Here is a 13,185-nt window from a genome sequence, read left to right as displayed (position 1 = left end):
TATGGCTGGTTCGAGCTGGTTGTCGTTTTGTTGACAATTTTTGAGGTTTTGTTTGCGTTTTTTTGGTAGGCATTAGTTCACTCCGCCAGCTTTCAAGATCGCCTTTAAGCCAGTTTCACCGCCAGCAAACCCACTGGCAACATAATCATTGATCACCATGTATGGCAGGCCGCTCACACCAAGCGAAAGAGCTTTTTGGGTATTGTCATCGATTTCTTTTTGGTGTGGTTTTTTGGTCATACAGTCAGTAAATTTCGCCTCATCCATACCAACATGTTTAGCAGACGCCAGGAAGTAGTCTAGCGGCAGTGGTGGAATTTTTTGCGGTACGGCAACGTTTTTCACACCAATTCCTTTGTCAAAATAATCACGCTTGATGCGTGGCACGATGTCGTGGGTATACTGCCAGTATTTGTCCTGGTCAGCGGCGCAAAAGGCGGCGTGAGCCCCAGTTTCTGTGTTGTCGGTGACTTCTTTGAGCAGTGTTACCACGCGATGTTCGTAGCGAACTTTACCTGATTTGATATACTCATTTTTGAAGAAATCAGCGTTAGTGGCTGCTTCAACTTCGGCGCAGAATGAGCAAAAATAATCAGTATAATCAACAAACACATGCTTGGCTTCAGCAGAGCCTTGTGACATCTTTTCGTTCCATGGTTTGCCGTCACCGACATGGCGATTTGGTGGACGATTAACGATGCCGTAGATAAACAATGCGACGATTGCCGTAATCAAAATGCCTGAAATAACCCAAATGATTGCTATGCCTGCTGATTTTTGTCGATTCATAGTTCCTCCTGTTTTGCTAATTCTGTATACATAAAGGCGATTTGTCCAGACTTGTAGAGTGAAAAGAGGCTTAATAGTAGGGCTAACATCAAGACAATGGTGCTGGCAACGGTGGCGGCAGTGGCAGCGGCAGCACCTGAGAAGAACACAGCAACGAGCGGCAGGATGAGTGATGTGCCGCAGGGAACGCAGCCCAGGCCGATGGCAGCAGCCACAGAGGCCAGGCCGCTGAGTCCGACTTGTCTGGTGACCGACTGTTCATTACGCTTATTTTTCTTGGCAGTAAAAATGACGACGGTGATTGACAGTCCTTGGAGAAGTGACACTACAAGGAGCAATGCGCCATTGAGTGAGCTGAAGCCCTGTTTGAATATATCAATGAACATAGTCCCGACAAGGGAGGCTTTGTCTAGCATCGGCAACCGCGACATCATCAGCGGGCCGTAAAAGTTGGCGTTGATAGCAAAAAAAATAATGAGTGCAACGAGCAAAGATAGGGTAAGTGCCAGCAGTGCGTACTGTGGTAGGCTGAGGATTTTACCAACTCCTACCATAGCTGACTTGATGGACTGCTGTTTGTTATATACTCGGCAAAATTGAACCATGCATCCATTATACGTCAAAATTGCATAATAGTATGCATTCTGGTGAGGTTAGGTGACAGAACATACTATACACTGAGTGTATAGAACTCTTGCAATAACTAAACAATGGGTGTATAGTAAGAGTATGAGCGTTCAATATACCCTGTTAGGTTTTTTAGCGGAAGAGTCAAATTATGGCTATGAGTTGAAGAAAAAATATGACGGCTATTTTGGCAAGGACAAGCCAATTTTAACCGGTCAGATATATTCAACTCTGGCACGGCTCAAACGCGACAACAAAGTCAAAGAAATTACTGATACCAGCGAATCGGGCGGGCCGGACCGGGTTCGGTATGAAATTACCGATGAAGGTAAGCAAGATTTGCAGGCGTGGTTGGAGTCACCCGAAGCACCGTCGCCGCAACTGCAAGCAACCATGTATATCAAAGCGGTGCTGGCTATCCTGAAGGATGGCGATGCTTCGCCGTATCTGGATAATCAGCGCCAGGCGCACATCCAACGGATGCGTGAGCTGACAGCGCAGCGGCGCGATAGTAGTTTGTCGGACATGCTGCTGATTGACCATGCACTGTATCATTTGGAGGCGGATTTGCGCTGGATTGAATTAATAATTTCGCGGTTAACGCGGCTAAAGGAGGAAATTTTGCATGAGCAAACCAATAATTAGCGCTAAAAAAATTACAAAGTCGTTCGGGCAAACACAGGCGCTGCGCGGTGTTAGCTTGGATGTCGAGGCGGGCGAGGTGCTGGCGATCATGGGCCCGTCTGGGTCTGGTAAATCAACGCTGCTACATAGCTTGGCGGCAATTACTAAAGTTGATAGTGGCGAGATTGATTTTGACGGTCAGCGGATTGATACGATGAACGATGATAAGCGCAGCATGCTACGGCGCACCAGTTTTGGCTTTGTCTTTCAGTTTGGACAGTTGGTGCCGGAGCTGACGGCGCTGGACAATGTAGCGTTGCCATTGCTACTCAACGGCATCAAGCGTGAAGAAGCCTATCAACGGGCGAAAACATGGTTGAACAATGTTGAGTTGGCGAGTAAAGCTAACAGTATGCTCGGCGAGTTGTCAGGTGGACAAATGCAGCGCGTGGCGATTGCCCGAGCCATGGTGATTGAGCCAAAAGTATTGTTTGCTGACGAGCCGACTGGTTCGCTAGATAGTCTGAACTCAGAAAAGGTCATGGAATTGTTTATCAAAACCGCCAAAGAGCACGGCACGACAGTCATCATGGTGACGCATGAGCCGACGATTGCCGCCTACGCTGACCGGGAAATCATCGTCCGTGACGGGCAGATTTCTGGCGCTGAGGCAGCGGTAAACCCGGCACAGACGAGGGCTGATAAAGCTAAGGCGAGGATTGTCTGATGAGCGTTAGTTGGATGTTACTACAAAAGTCTGGCCGCCAGTCGTTTGCGCGTCTGGGCTTGACGACGGCGGCGGTGGCGCTGGGGATCGTACTAGTGTGCTGCTTTACGGCTGGTATCAATGGGCTTATGAGACGCGCTGGAGGATCAGCCATCAGCCTGGCGGCACACCAAGCTAGTCGCAAAGAGGCTTCACAGCAACCAATTGCTGGTATTGAGCCATTAAGAATTAGTAATGTTGTGCGACTTGGCAATGCGTCAAAATGGCGCGGTCAATATATCCAAACCTACTCGATGTACGGTACGGCTAAATCGCCGCAGTTTGTTAAGCTAAAAACGCCAGGTCCGGGCGAGTATTACTTATCGAAAGCGTTGGCTGATGTGGTGGCTCAACACCCTGAGGATGATATCTTGGCGCGCTTTGGTAGTAACACTAAGTATCTCGGCGTACTCCCTAGTGAATATGTTAGCGGCCCAGATGCTCTCATGATGGTACGTGGTGCCAGCGCTGATGAAGTGGCGGCAAGTGATGCTGCCGCGAAAACTCGAGGACAAGCTCCCTACTTTGCTAATGTTTACCGGACGGATGCGAATGGTCTAACATCAAATGTCGGACTAGATCCTATATCTATCACTGTACTTGGCGTTGGTGGAACCATCTTACTGTTTCCGATCGTCATTTTCGTGTCAGTGGCGACACAGCTGGGTGCGGCACAACGTGAAAAACGCTATGCTGCCTTGCGGTTGATCGGCGCGTCCAAGCGGCAGGTAACACGGATATTACTCTTGGAGTCGTTGCTAGCATCAGTGGTCGGTGTGGTGATTGGCCTGGGCGCGTTTGGGCTATTACAAGCGCCGCTGCAAGCTTTCAAGCTGAGCGGGATGCGGTTTAATCCTGGTGATTTAGCGTTGACTACCACGCAATACGCCTTGATTATTGGCTTGACATTGGGTCTGACGACGTTTGTTAACTGGCGACGGATGCGCCGAGCGCAAATTTCGCCACTGGGTGTGTCACGTTCGGTTGAAAAGGTAAAGAAACTACGCGGGTGGCGGCCGTTGGTACCAGCAACTGGTATCGCCATCTTTGTTTGGTTGTCGTCAAAGCCGGGTCTGGATTGGTTGACGGCACATAAAGAATCGGCTATTCCATCTATATTGCTACTGGCGGCGCTACTGCTGGTGATGTTCGGGCTCGTCCTGACTGGTGGCTGGCTGACGAATAAGCTGTCGCTACTGGCGGCGCGCTGGGCGAATAATGGTTCAATGCTGATCGCTGGTAAGCGTACGGCAGTGCATTCACGAACGGTTTTCCGTGGTGTGAGTGGGGTGGTGCTGGCGTTGTTTGCTGGTAGCTTTTACCTGACAGCAACCAGTGGTATTGAGAACTTAAATGTTCAGGCTATCAAAGACAACGGTTACTCACAGTTGAAGCATGGTACCGCAGCTGTCATTGGCCGTTCACTGCCAGGTGATATGGCGAAGCAGCTGAACCAGCAGTCGTATGTCACGTCAGTAGCAACGATCTATCCACGCGAGGATGGCAGTGTAATTCGCTGCCAGGATCTGGCAATATACACTGAGCACACCTGTCCAAGTAATGCTCGGCCCGACCAATTTGCGCTGTTGAATTTTGACGCGCCAGTGGTCAAAAATGTGTCGTTGATGGCCGACAATATTGACACTAGCGGCGCCAAAGAATATTTAGTGACGGTCAAATCAGACAATGATCTTGAGAAGTTACGTAGCATGGTTGTGATGCGCGCTAACCAGTACGATCTGACATACGTAGTGGGCGGCACTGATTCCAAAAAACCGCATATCAATCCAACGATTCGCGAATTTGCCAGCTTAGCCTATATTGGTATTGGCGTGACGTTATTTGTGGCGGTAGCGAGCCTGGTTGTCTCGACGATTGGCGGGCTAATGGAGCGTCGCCGTTCGCTATATACTTTGCGTCTCGGTGGTATGCGCCTCATTCAACTGAAGCGTTTGGTGATGGTTGAATCGGTGGCGCCGCTGCTGATCACCTCGGTTCTGTCGTGTGGTATCGGTGTTTGGACGGGGGCAGTATTCACGAAGATGTTCTCGACGACACTGAAGCCGGTGTTAACACCAACCTACTTTGCCATCGTTGGTGCTGGTCTGGCGGCAGCTATCATCGGTATTTACTTGATATTGCCGATGGTCGACAAGCTGACGCGGGCGGAGGCTAACCAAACCGAGTAGCGTGCCTCCGGTCTGAGGACAATCTATCAAAAAGCGTTCCGGTTGATGGCTGGAGCGCTTTTTCTTGCTATGAGCGCACCTTTGAATGGCTCAAGCCACACGGAAGTAGGTATCTGTGATTGATAGGAACGGAAGGGACTATTGGTGAAAGGTCACCCGGTCATCAGCGACACTGACAGTCACCGCCATGCCGTCATGAATTCGTCCGTCGATCAGCTCCAGCGCCAGCGGGTCAAGCACCCGCTTTTGTACCAAGCGCTTCAGCGGACGGGCGCCAAAGGCCGGGTCATAACCGTCGCGGGCCAACATGTCGCGGACGCTATCGTCAAACTCCAGGGTGATGTCGCGGCTGTCTTTGACTTGGCGAGCAACGCGTTTCAGTTGGACATCGACAATTGCCCGCATGGCCTCTGGTCGAATACGGTCGAAGATAACAATGTCATCAATGCGGTTAAGAAATTCTGGCCGGAAGTGTTGGCGCAACACCTCAAGCATCTGATTATCCAGTGCCGACAAATCGTCGCCAGAAAAGTCCATAATCGCCTGTGAGCCGACATTACTGGTCATGATGATGACCGTGTTGGAGAAATCGACTGTTCGCCCCTGGCCATCAGTCAGGCGGCCATCGTCGAGCACCTGAAGGAGTACGTTGAAGACATCGGGGTGGGCCTTCTCGATTTCGTCAAACAGGACCACGCTGTAGGGGCGGCGGCGCACCGCTTCGGTGAGTTGCCCACCTTGGTCATAGCCAACGTAGCCTGGCGGCGAACCGATCAAGCGGGCTACGGCGTGTCGCTCCATATATTCGCTCATATCGATACGAATCATGGCGTGTTCGTCGTCAAATAATTCACGGCACAGGCTGCGGGCCACCTCTGTTTTGCCCACGCCTGTAGGGCCGAGGAAGAGGAAGGAACCGATCGGCCGGTTGGTGTCAGCAAGTCCAGCGCGCGAACGGCGAATGGCGCTGGCCACGGCGGCAATGGCCTTGTCTTGACCAATCACTTGGGTGCTGATGTGTTCCTCTAATTTGGTCAATTTGCTGGATTCGGTCTCAATCAGCCGCTCCACGGGGATGCCCGTCCAGCGCGCTACTACGCTGGCGATGTCGTCAGGAGTGACTTCTTCGCGCAGCAGGCGGTCGGCCGGCGGAATGGCGGCCAGTTCTTGGCGGGCGGCAGCCAGCTTTTTCTCCAGCTCTGGCAGGTCGCCGTATTTGATGCGGCTGGCGGTGGCCAGATCAGCGTCGCGTTCGGCGATTTCTAACTGTGAGCGCAGACTATCCATTTTTTCGGTAGCGGTATTGACGGTTTGGAGAATGTCTTTTTCGTGCTGCCATTTATTGTCAATCACCTCGGCCTGAGCTCGAAGGTCGGCGATTTGCTGATTAATCTCCTCTTTGCGTGCCTTGGCGTGGTCGGATTTGTCTTTTTTCAGCGCTGCTTCTTCAATTTCCAGCTGCAAGCGGCGATTATTCAGCCGATCCAGCGCAATCGGCACACTCTCCAGTTGCATCTTCAGAGCGCTGGTCGCTTCATCCAGGAGGTCAACGGCCTTGTCAGGTAAAAAGCGATCGGGCAGATAGCGGGTGGATAACCGTGCCGCCGCCACGATGGCATCATCAGAGATTTTAACGCCGTGATGAACTTCGTATTTTTCTTTCAGACCGCGCAAAATCGCCACGGTGTCGTCAAAACTTGGCTCGCCGACATAGACTGGCTGAAAGCGTCGCTCTAGGGCTGCATCTTTTTCGACATGCTGGCGATATTCCGCCAACGTCGTCGCACCAATCATGTGTAGTTTACCGCGCGCCAGGGCGGGTTTGAGCATATTGCCAGCGTCCATGCTGCCTTCGGTTTTGCCGGCGCCAACCATGGTGTGAATTTCATCAACGAACAAAATAATTTCGCCAGCCGCTTCTTCCACTTCTTTCAAAATTGCTTTGAGGCGCTCTTCAAATTGACCGCGAAAGCTCGCGCCGGCCAACAAACTGGAGATCTCCAAGCTAATCAGCCGCTTGTCCTTTAGTGACGCCGGTACGTCGCCTTTGACGATGCGCTGCGCCAGGGCCTCGACGATGGCGGTTTTACCGACGCCCGGCTCGCCGATGAGGACTGGATTATTTTTAGTGCGCCGGCTGAGGATTTGCATGGTGCGGCGAATTTCCTCATCGCGGCCGATTACTGGGTCGAGTTTGCCCTCACGCGCTAGTGCCGTGATGTCCGTCCCAAACTGCTCGAGGGGCTTGGTGGTTTCTTCTTGGTTCATGGTTGGTGGCATATGTCCTCCTTTTTCTGTGGGCTGAGCCCCGTATTGTTACGTTGCGGCAAGAGACAGTGTGAGGTGATACACTTACGAACTGCTTAAGATTTTCCGTTCGTAGTAAGTTGAGCGTTTGCTGAGCTCAGCGTTGAGCTGATCGATACCACCAAACTGTTCAACTAGTGTCTGGCGATTTGAGAATAAATTGGTGCCCAGCCCCATGCGGTCGCCATCTACTATCACACCCAGTGCTGCCAAGGTCGATGGGTACATATCAAAGGTGGCGAATTGGCGGTTGGTGGCGTGAGTTGGCTGAACGGCAGGGTTGATGAAGGCGTTGTAGACGGTTCGTTGGTAGGGAGCGCCGGCGATCTTCTCTTCATAATATGGCGTTTGCATACCGAGGTGATCACCACTGATGATGATAGTAGTGTTGGCGTAAAACGGTTGCTGTTTAGCCCACTCGACGAAGGCGGTGATTTGTTTGGAAGCGCAGGCATGTACATTGTCGTATTTTGCTTCAAATTGTTGTTTACAGGTGTCACTGTCCAGCCAGCCGTCAGTAAAGTGCGTGTCAACGGTCAGCATTTGCAAGTTAAATGGCTTGTCTAATTTACTGAGGCGAGTGGCTTCATCGCGGGCAAATTGGAAAAGCTTTTTGTCTTCGTAGCCCCACCATACTTTGTAGTCCTGAGGAATCAAACCGTGCTGTTGAGCGTAGGTGAAGTCGATGATGTGGTAATCGCCATGTTGCTCTAGTAACTTATCGCGCCCACCAAAAGTTTTATCTGAGCCCATGATAAATGATTGATTATAATCAGCTTTTTGGAGTACTTGCCCTAAAGTATAAGCACCGGGCAAGAATTTATTGAAATCACCCATGCCGTTGCGGTCGCGGCCGCCAAACACGCCGCCGTCTTTGAGTGGCACGCCAGCGGACTGAGCGGTCATGCCGGCGACTGTCCAGGTGGTACCATGGGCAGGTAGGGCGCCACCGAGTCCTGAGGCTTGGTGTGAAAATGAAGTGTTGGTCAGCGCCAATTTCTCCAGCTCCGGAATGACTGATTTGTCGCTCATGCCGCCGTTGGCTTTGGAGGCGGGCGTATTTTCTAGCGATTCAACATAGATATAAATCAAATTACGTTTGGTGCTAGGGAAGGTCAATTTGACGCCGCGCGGATCAACATAGTGCTTGTCGTAGATTTTTGATGATTGAGTAAGAGCGCTGACATAGGCTGGGATGCTGAAGCTTTGTGCCAGGAGTGTCAGGCTGACAACAAAAATGCCACTTGCGTAATAGATCTGGTGGCGCAGCCGAAATGGCATTGTTTTCCAGCGTAGTTTGAGAAGTATAGGGAGTAGTAAGATGACAAATAATCCAATAGCGTATGGCACGTTGCCCCAGACTGCTGAAATTAGGCTACTGGATTGTCCGCCCGCCAGGCCGTTGTTAAAATAGAACAAAATCTCATCAATTTTGGCGTCGCGAAATTGCACGGTTTTGTACTGACTGGCGACGATGAATATTGCACTGAGAGCCAGCATTAGAACGATGCTGATGCGGACAAAAGTGCGAAAATTGCAGAAACGGCTGAGGATTTTTTTGCTCATACTATCTAATTATACCACTATACGTGAGGAACAATGCTGAACTTAGGGCTTATCATTTTGTAATAAAGCGCGTATACTACTAAGCATGAACGGAACGAAAACGCGACGTCACGGCTTTGGAGTTAGTTGGTGGATCGGTCTTGGACTATTTGTGGCGTTGATTGGCTTTATGGCGTTTGACATTTTGCAGCGCGAAGGTGGATTTGGTAAGAGTGATGATGTGTTGGTGATGGGTACTAATGCTGGGTTTAAGCCGTTTGAGTACAAGCAGGGCAATGAAATTGTTGGGTTTGATGTTGATCTAGCCAAGGAGATTGCCCGCAGCATGAATAAAGAATTGAGGATTGAAGACATGTCGTTTGACGGATTGCTATCAGCGCTGGAATCAGGGCAAATTGACATGGCAGTGGCTGGCATGTCGGTGACGCCGGAGCGCGCTAAAAACGCGTTATTTTCTGAGCCGTATTATTCAGCCTCGCAGCGGATCATTGTCAAGAAAGGCAGTCCAATTCGGAATCGACATCAACTGACGGGTAAGAAAATTGGTGTACAGTTAGGCACGACAGGCGATACACTGGCTGGAAAAATTACCGGCGCCAAAGTGTCACAATTCCCAACTGCGCCAAGTGTGTTGACGGAGCTTAATGCTGGCGGCGTCGAGGCAGTTATTTTGGATGATGCGCCTGCGGCTCAATACACGGCTGGCTTTCCAGACCTAGAAATTTTGCCAGGTGAGTTGTCGAGCGAGCATTATGCGATTGCCATCAAAAACAACAACCATGACTTGCTGGAAAAAATTAACCGAGTGCTGGCGGAGATGAAAAAAGATGGTCGATATGACAATCTCATTCGCAAGCATTTTGGTGCCGCAGCGCTTGAATCGATGAAGAAAAAGGAGCTTGAATCGTGAATTTCCTGGAGGTGATTTTCGGCGACGGTCGGTGGCTGTATTTGTGGCACGGTCTAGAGGTAACGTTGGTTTTGACCGTTTTGTCGCTGCTTCTCGGTACGGCCATTGGTATCATTATCGCCCTGTTGCGAACCTCGGACGTACGACCGGTTAAGTGGCTCGGTCGCTACTCGTGGGCCAAAGGACTGAGTCGCTGGAATCCGCTAGCGTGGCTTGGCAAAGTGTATGTCGACATCATTCGAGGCACGCCGCTGCTGGTCCAGCTGTTAATTATGTACTACGTCGTCTTTGGCTCATATCAATTCATGCCGAAGATTTTTGTGGCGGCCATTGCCTTTGGTATCAACAGTGGCGCCTACATTGGCGAGATCATTCGCGGTGGCATCGAGAGCGTTGATAAGGGACAAATGGAAGCAGCGCGTTCGCTGGGTTTTAGTCGCTGGCAGGCTATGCGTTTAGTGATTTTGCCACAAGCACTCAAAAATTCTTTGCCAGCGCTGATCAGCGAATTCATCGCCCTACTGAAAGAGACCTCAGTCGTCGGCTGGATTGGGCTAAATGACATCATGCGCGGCGCTGATAATATTCGCTTTCAAACTGCCACGGCGTTTCAGTCATTGTTTGCTGCAGCGGTGATGTACTTGGCGTTGACCGCGATATTTACCCGTGTGATGACCCGAGTAGAGAGGAGATTGAAAGATGGCAGTGAATAAGGTGAAGGAAGTGGCGCAGCCAAATACCGGGCGCCCAGCGATCATCACGGTGGCTAACCTCAAAAAGCAGTTTGGCAATAACCGCGTACTCAGGGATATTGATGTTGAAATTCACGAAGGCGAAGTAGTGGTGGTCGTTGGCTCGAGTGGCTCTGGTAAATCAACCTTTTTGCGCTGCTTGAATTTACTGGAGACGCCGACGGGCGGGCGCATTGTCATCGATGGTGTGGAAACGACAGCGCCAAAAGTTGACCTGAACGCCCTGCGCCAAAAAGTTGGCATGGTGTTTCAATCGTTCAATCTGTTCCCGAACTTGAGCGTGCTGGATAATATCAAACTGGCGCCGCGGAAATTACGCAAATTGTCTGACCGGGCGGCGACTCGCTTGGCGAAGAAATTGCTGGCAGACGTGGGATTGGCGGACAAAGCCGGGGCCTTCCCTTCGCAGCTCTCGGGCGGGCAAAAGCAGCGCGTCGCCATCGCCAGAGCCTTAGCCATGGAGCCGGATATTATGTTGTTTGATGAGCCAACTTCGGCGCTTGATCCAGAGATGATTGGCGAGGTGCTGGATGTGATTCGTGAGGTTGCCGCCAAAGGTATGACCATGGTTATCGTCACGCACGAAATGAAATTTGCGCGCGAAGTGGCTACGCGGATGATTTTCCTGGACAAGGGCGAGATCATCGAAAATGGTCCGCCAGAGCAGGTGATGGATCATCCGGTGACCGAGCGGGCGCGGAAGTTTTTTGGCGTCAAAGGGAAATAACAGGAGGTCCCGATGAAACATGCGAAAACAGCCAAGAACTATACCAAATGCATGCTTCTTGTCGCGGTAATTGTTGGTATTATTGCCATCGTCGCATGCGGCTGGTATATCTGGTCGCGCCCGCATGGGCCAGCGTCACCGCAGCCGTCAGACGCTGCTCGCTTTAAGGCTGCTTATTCTCGCGTGGCCGACGACAATCGTTTTGTCTTTGCTTCGGCTGGTGAGGTTTTGGAGAAATTTGAATCAGGCAGTGGCTTGATTTTCCTTGGTTTTCAGCAGTGTCCGTGGTGTCAGCAGCTAGCGCCAATTGTCGATGAAGCCGCCAAGGCCGAAGGGCTGGATAAGATTTACTATCTCGACATTCGCCATGCCCGTGAAACCAATGATGATACCTACAAAAAATTAGTTGAAAAGTTGAAGCCACATCTTCGCACCGATGAGAACGGACAACCACGAGTCTATGTTCCTGATGTGACGGCGCTGAAAGACGGCCATATTGTCGGTCATTTCCTCCAGGAAACCACGGTCGATGGCGAGAAGGCCACGGCTGATACCTATTGGACAGAAGAACGCCGTGCTCGAGCGGTCGAGCAACTGAGACAGATGATTCGGGCCATGCGCTAGCATAAGTACTATGGTATAGTAGCAACATGAAACAAACGAATCAGTTATCACAAATACGCCAATTTTTGTTATATATATCAATCAGCCTTTTCTCGGTTTGTGCTCTCATGGGAATCATGGCTACTTTGTCTGGGCCAGTGGACTGGCGCATCTTGACAACTACCTTGTTTACGGCAGTTGCCTCATTGTTTGCTATGGGAGGGGTTGCCCGCCTGGAGGATGACCAGCGATTGATTAAAACACTGTCGTCCTTATCATTGGTTATTAATGCTCTGTGGTTGTTGGGCGCGTTGATATTGGTGTGGGAATTATTACCTTCTTTAGGTATTTGTAATACGAGCGCCAGCTCCGAGTTTCCTGGAGGCTATGATTATATGTTGTGTGGTCAGCTCGAAGAAATATTGACCAAGCTGACAGTTACTGTGTTCATCATCACATCATTGACTACATTGACCGCCAAGTTCCTTTCCTTCAAACGTAATGATTCAATCATTTCAGGCTTAGTGACAATGACCATTAGTAGTGCTAGTTTGTTGAGTTTGGTGGGTTTGAGTATTTTGTGGCAAAAACATGGTGGTGATGCCTTGACTGCTAACTGGCAATTATTGACTATTTTCGGCATCTTAACAGTATTTGGCTTAGTAGTTACACCGGTGTTGATCCGGGCGCAGGCTTACAAACAAAAGTCGCAGACAGCTGTGTCTGATGAAGAGCGTCAACGGCTGCGCCAGGAAATTGAACAGGAAGTGCGTGCCAAAATTGCCGCTGAACAACAGGCAAATACGCCTGAGGATAACAAGGAGGGAGCGGAGCAGTTATAGCTCACTCATGATGTGAACGTCAGTTGATTTGTTAATCAACCAGTCCAGATCGACTTCTGTCAAATAGCTTGGTAAAATTCGCGTCGTCTTCGGATTGACGAAGCCGCACTTGGCTACTTCCTCGACGCCGTGTGATGTTTGCTCCAGGTTAATCTGCTGGTAATCTTGCCAGTTGGTGATGAGGAAGAAAAATTCCAATTGCTCGTTCGGGCCATGTGCTGATTGCTCGCCTGACTCGGTGAATTGTTGTATAAATAACAACCTACCGATCTCTGGCTTAACGCCCGTTTCTTCAATCATCTCCCGATGCAAACCGTCCAGCAAACTTTCGCTACGTTTCAAGCCGCCGCCCGGCGTACACCAAAAATTCCGCCCTTTGCCGTCGTTCGCGGTCAATTGTTGGCAAAAAATCTCGCCCTGATCGCTTACGATAATTCCGCGTACATTAACTCGCCGCTGCATACAACCTCCTTTGCTTTCGTG

The 13,185-nt window shown here is 50.5% G+C and carries 13 protein-coding genes; 8 read left to right on the top strand and 5 right to left on the bottom strand.

The window, feature by feature from the left end; genetic code table 11:
* Window positions 1-72: 72 nt before the first annotated feature.
* Window positions 73-789 carry a DsbA family protein gene (locus V4210_RS03985; RefSeq protein ID WP_338520741.1) on the bottom strand — a complete coding sequence of 239 codons (717 nt, stop codon included), beginning with the start codon at window positions 787-789 and terminating at the stop codon, window positions 73-75.
* Window positions 786-1,394 carry a hypothetical protein gene (locus V4210_RS03980; protein WP_338520740.1) on the bottom strand — a complete coding sequence of 203 codons (609 nt, stop codon included), beginning with the start codon at window positions 1,392-1,394 and terminating at the stop codon, window positions 786-788. The genes V4210_RS03985 and V4210_RS03980 overlap by 4 nt, the downstream gene beginning before the upstream one ends.
* A gap of 124 nt (window positions 1,395-1,518) precedes the next feature.
* On the opposite strand from V4210_RS03980, the gene V4210_RS03975 reads away from it, so the two are divergent.
* From V4210_RS03975 to V4210_RS03965, 3 genes are read left to right on the top strand one after another with little or no spacing between them, the layout of a single operon-like run.
* Window positions 1,519-2,061 carry a PadR family transcriptional regulator gene (locus V4210_RS03975; RefSeq protein WP_338520739.1) on the top strand — a complete coding sequence of 181 codons (543 nt, stop codon included), beginning with the start codon at window positions 1,519-1,521 and terminating at the stop codon, window positions 2,059-2,061.
* On the top strand, window positions 2,042-2,767 hold the full coding sequence (locus V4210_RS03970; RefSeq protein ID WP_338520738.1) for an ABC transporter ATP-binding protein: 726 nt from the start codon (window positions 2,042-2,044) through the stop codon (window positions 2,765-2,767). Before V4210_RS03975 ends, V4210_RS03970 begins: the two co-directional genes overlap by 20 nt.
* Complete coding sequence (locus V4210_RS03965; protein ID WP_338520737.1) at window positions 2,767-4,995, top strand: ABC transporter permease; 2,229 nt, start codon at window positions 2,767-2,769, stop codon at window positions 4,993-4,995. The genes V4210_RS03970 and V4210_RS03965 overlap by 1 nt, the downstream gene beginning before the upstream one ends.
* Before the next feature lie 138 nt (window positions 4,996-5,133).
* Here the strand turns inward: V4210_RS03965 and V4210_RS03960 are convergent, their stop codons facing one another.
* Window positions 5,134-7,275, bottom strand: a complete 2,142-nt coding sequence (locus V4210_RS03960; RefSeq protein ID WP_338520736.1) for an ATP-dependent Clp protease ATP-binding subunit — start codon at window positions 7,273-7,275, stop codon at window positions 5,134-5,136.
* 72 nt (window positions 7,276-7,347) lie between these two features.
* Window positions 7,348-8,868 (bottom strand): LTA synthase family protein, encoded by a 1,521-nt coding sequence (locus tag V4210_RS03955; RefSeq protein ID WP_338520735.1) that lies wholly within the window; start codon window positions 8,866-8,868, stop codon window positions 7,348-7,350.
* A gap of 85 nt (window positions 8,869-8,953) precedes the next feature.
* Here V4210_RS03955 and V4210_RS03950 point away from each other — a divergent pair, with 85 nt between their 5' ends.
* The 5 genes from V4210_RS03950 (at window position 8,954) to V4210_RS03930 (ending at window position 12,702) form a co-directional block, all read left to right on the top strand.
* Window positions 8,954-9,778 carry a basic amino acid ABC transporter substrate-binding protein gene (locus V4210_RS03950; RefSeq protein ID WP_338520733.1) on the top strand — a complete coding sequence of 275 codons (825 nt, stop codon included), beginning with the start codon at window positions 8,954-8,956 and terminating at the stop codon, window positions 9,776-9,778.
* Window positions 9,775-10,491: an amino acid ABC transporter permease gene (locus tag V4210_RS03945; protein WP_338520732.1), complete on the top strand. Its 717-nt coding sequence runs from the start codon at window positions 9,775-9,777 to the stop codon at window positions 10,489-10,491. Before V4210_RS03950 ends, V4210_RS03945 begins: the two co-directional genes overlap by 4 nt.
* Window positions 10,478-11,257 carry an amino acid ABC transporter ATP-binding protein gene (locus V4210_RS03940; protein WP_338520731.1) on the top strand — a complete coding sequence of 260 codons (780 nt, stop codon included), beginning with the start codon at window positions 10,478-10,480 and terminating at the stop codon, window positions 11,255-11,257. Before V4210_RS03945 ends, V4210_RS03940 begins: the two co-directional genes overlap by 14 nt.
* 12 nt (window positions 11,258-11,269) lie before the next feature.
* Entirely contained in the window at window positions 11,270-11,881 is a 612-nt protein-coding gene (locus V4210_RS03935; RefSeq protein ID WP_338520730.1) for a hypothetical protein, read from the top strand.
* Window positions 11,882-11,997: 116 nt separating this feature from the next.
* Window positions 11,998-12,702 (top strand): hypothetical protein, encoded by a 705-nt coding sequence (locus V4210_RS03930; protein ID WP_338520729.1) that lies wholly within the window; start codon window positions 11,998-12,000, stop codon window positions 12,700-12,702.
* On the opposite strand, the gene V4210_RS03925 is transcribed toward V4210_RS03930, so the two are convergent.
* Window positions 12,697-13,164, bottom strand: a complete 468-nt coding sequence (locus V4210_RS03925; RefSeq protein WP_338520728.1) for an NUDIX hydrolase — start codon at window positions 13,162-13,164, stop codon at window positions 12,697-12,699. The genes V4210_RS03930 and V4210_RS03925 overlap by 6 nt on opposite strands.
* Window positions 13,165-13,185: the final 21 nt, after the last annotated feature.

It is taken from the genome of Candidatus Nanosynbacter featherlites, from assembly GCF_037013405.1.
Taxonomy (GTDB): Bacteria; Patescibacteriota; Saccharimonadia; order Saccharimonadales; family Saccharimonadaceae; genus Nanosynbacter; species Nanosynbacter featherlites_B.
Note: the sequence above shows the minus strand (reverse complement) of the source record. Positions and strands in the feature narration are given on the sequence as shown.

What these genes read in the sequence shown, in the direction of transcription:
- V4210_RS03960 (WP_338520736.1), bottom strand. Translation starts at nt 7,275, where the DNA reads ATGCCACCAACCATGAACCAAGAAGAAACCACCAAGCCCCTCGAGCAG.
- V4210_RS03975 (WP_338520739.1), top strand. Translation starts at nt 1,519, where the DNA reads ATGAGCGTTCAATATACCCTGTTAGGTTTTTTAGCGGAAGAGTCAAAT.
- V4210_RS03950 (WP_338520733.1), top strand. Translation starts at nt 8,954, where the DNA reads ATGAACGGAACGAAAACGCGACGTCACGGCTTTGGAGTTAGTTGGTGG.
- V4210_RS03965 (WP_338520737.1), top strand. Translation starts at nt 2,767, where the DNA reads ATGAGCGTTAGTTGGATGTTACTACAAAAGTCTGGCCGCCAGTCGTTT.
- V4210_RS03980 (WP_338520740.1), bottom strand. Translation starts at nt 1,394, where the DNA reads ATGGTTCAATTTTGCCGAGTATATAACAAACAGCAGTCCATCAAGTCA.
- V4210_RS03940 (WP_338520731.1), top strand. Translation starts at nt 10,478, where the DNA reads ATGGCAGTGAATAAGGTGAAGGAAGTGGCGCAGCCAAATACCGGGCGC.
- V4210_RS03935 (WP_338520730.1), top strand. Translation starts at nt 11,270, where the DNA reads ATGAAACATGCGAAAACAGCCAAGAACTATACCAAATGCATGCTTCTT.
- V4210_RS03970 (WP_338520738.1), top strand. Translation starts at nt 2,042, where the DNA reads ATGAGCAAACCAATAATTAGCGCTAAAAAAATTACAAAGTCGTTCGGG.
- V4210_RS03955 (WP_338520735.1), bottom strand. Translation starts at nt 8,868, where the DNA reads ATGAGCAAAAAAATCCTCAGCCGTTTCTGCAATTTTCGCACTTTTGTC.
- V4210_RS03925 (WP_338520728.1), bottom strand. Translation starts at nt 13,164, where the DNA reads ATGCAGCGGCGAGTTAATGTACGCGGAATTATCGTAAGCGATCAGGGC.
- V4210_RS03985 (WP_338520741.1), bottom strand. Translation starts at nt 789, where the DNA reads ATGAATCGACAAAAATCAGCAGGCATAGCAATCATTTGGGTTATTTCA.
- V4210_RS03930 (WP_338520729.1), top strand. Translation starts at nt 11,998, where the DNA reads ATGGCTACTTTGTCTGGGCCAGTGGACTGGCGCATCTTGACAACTACC.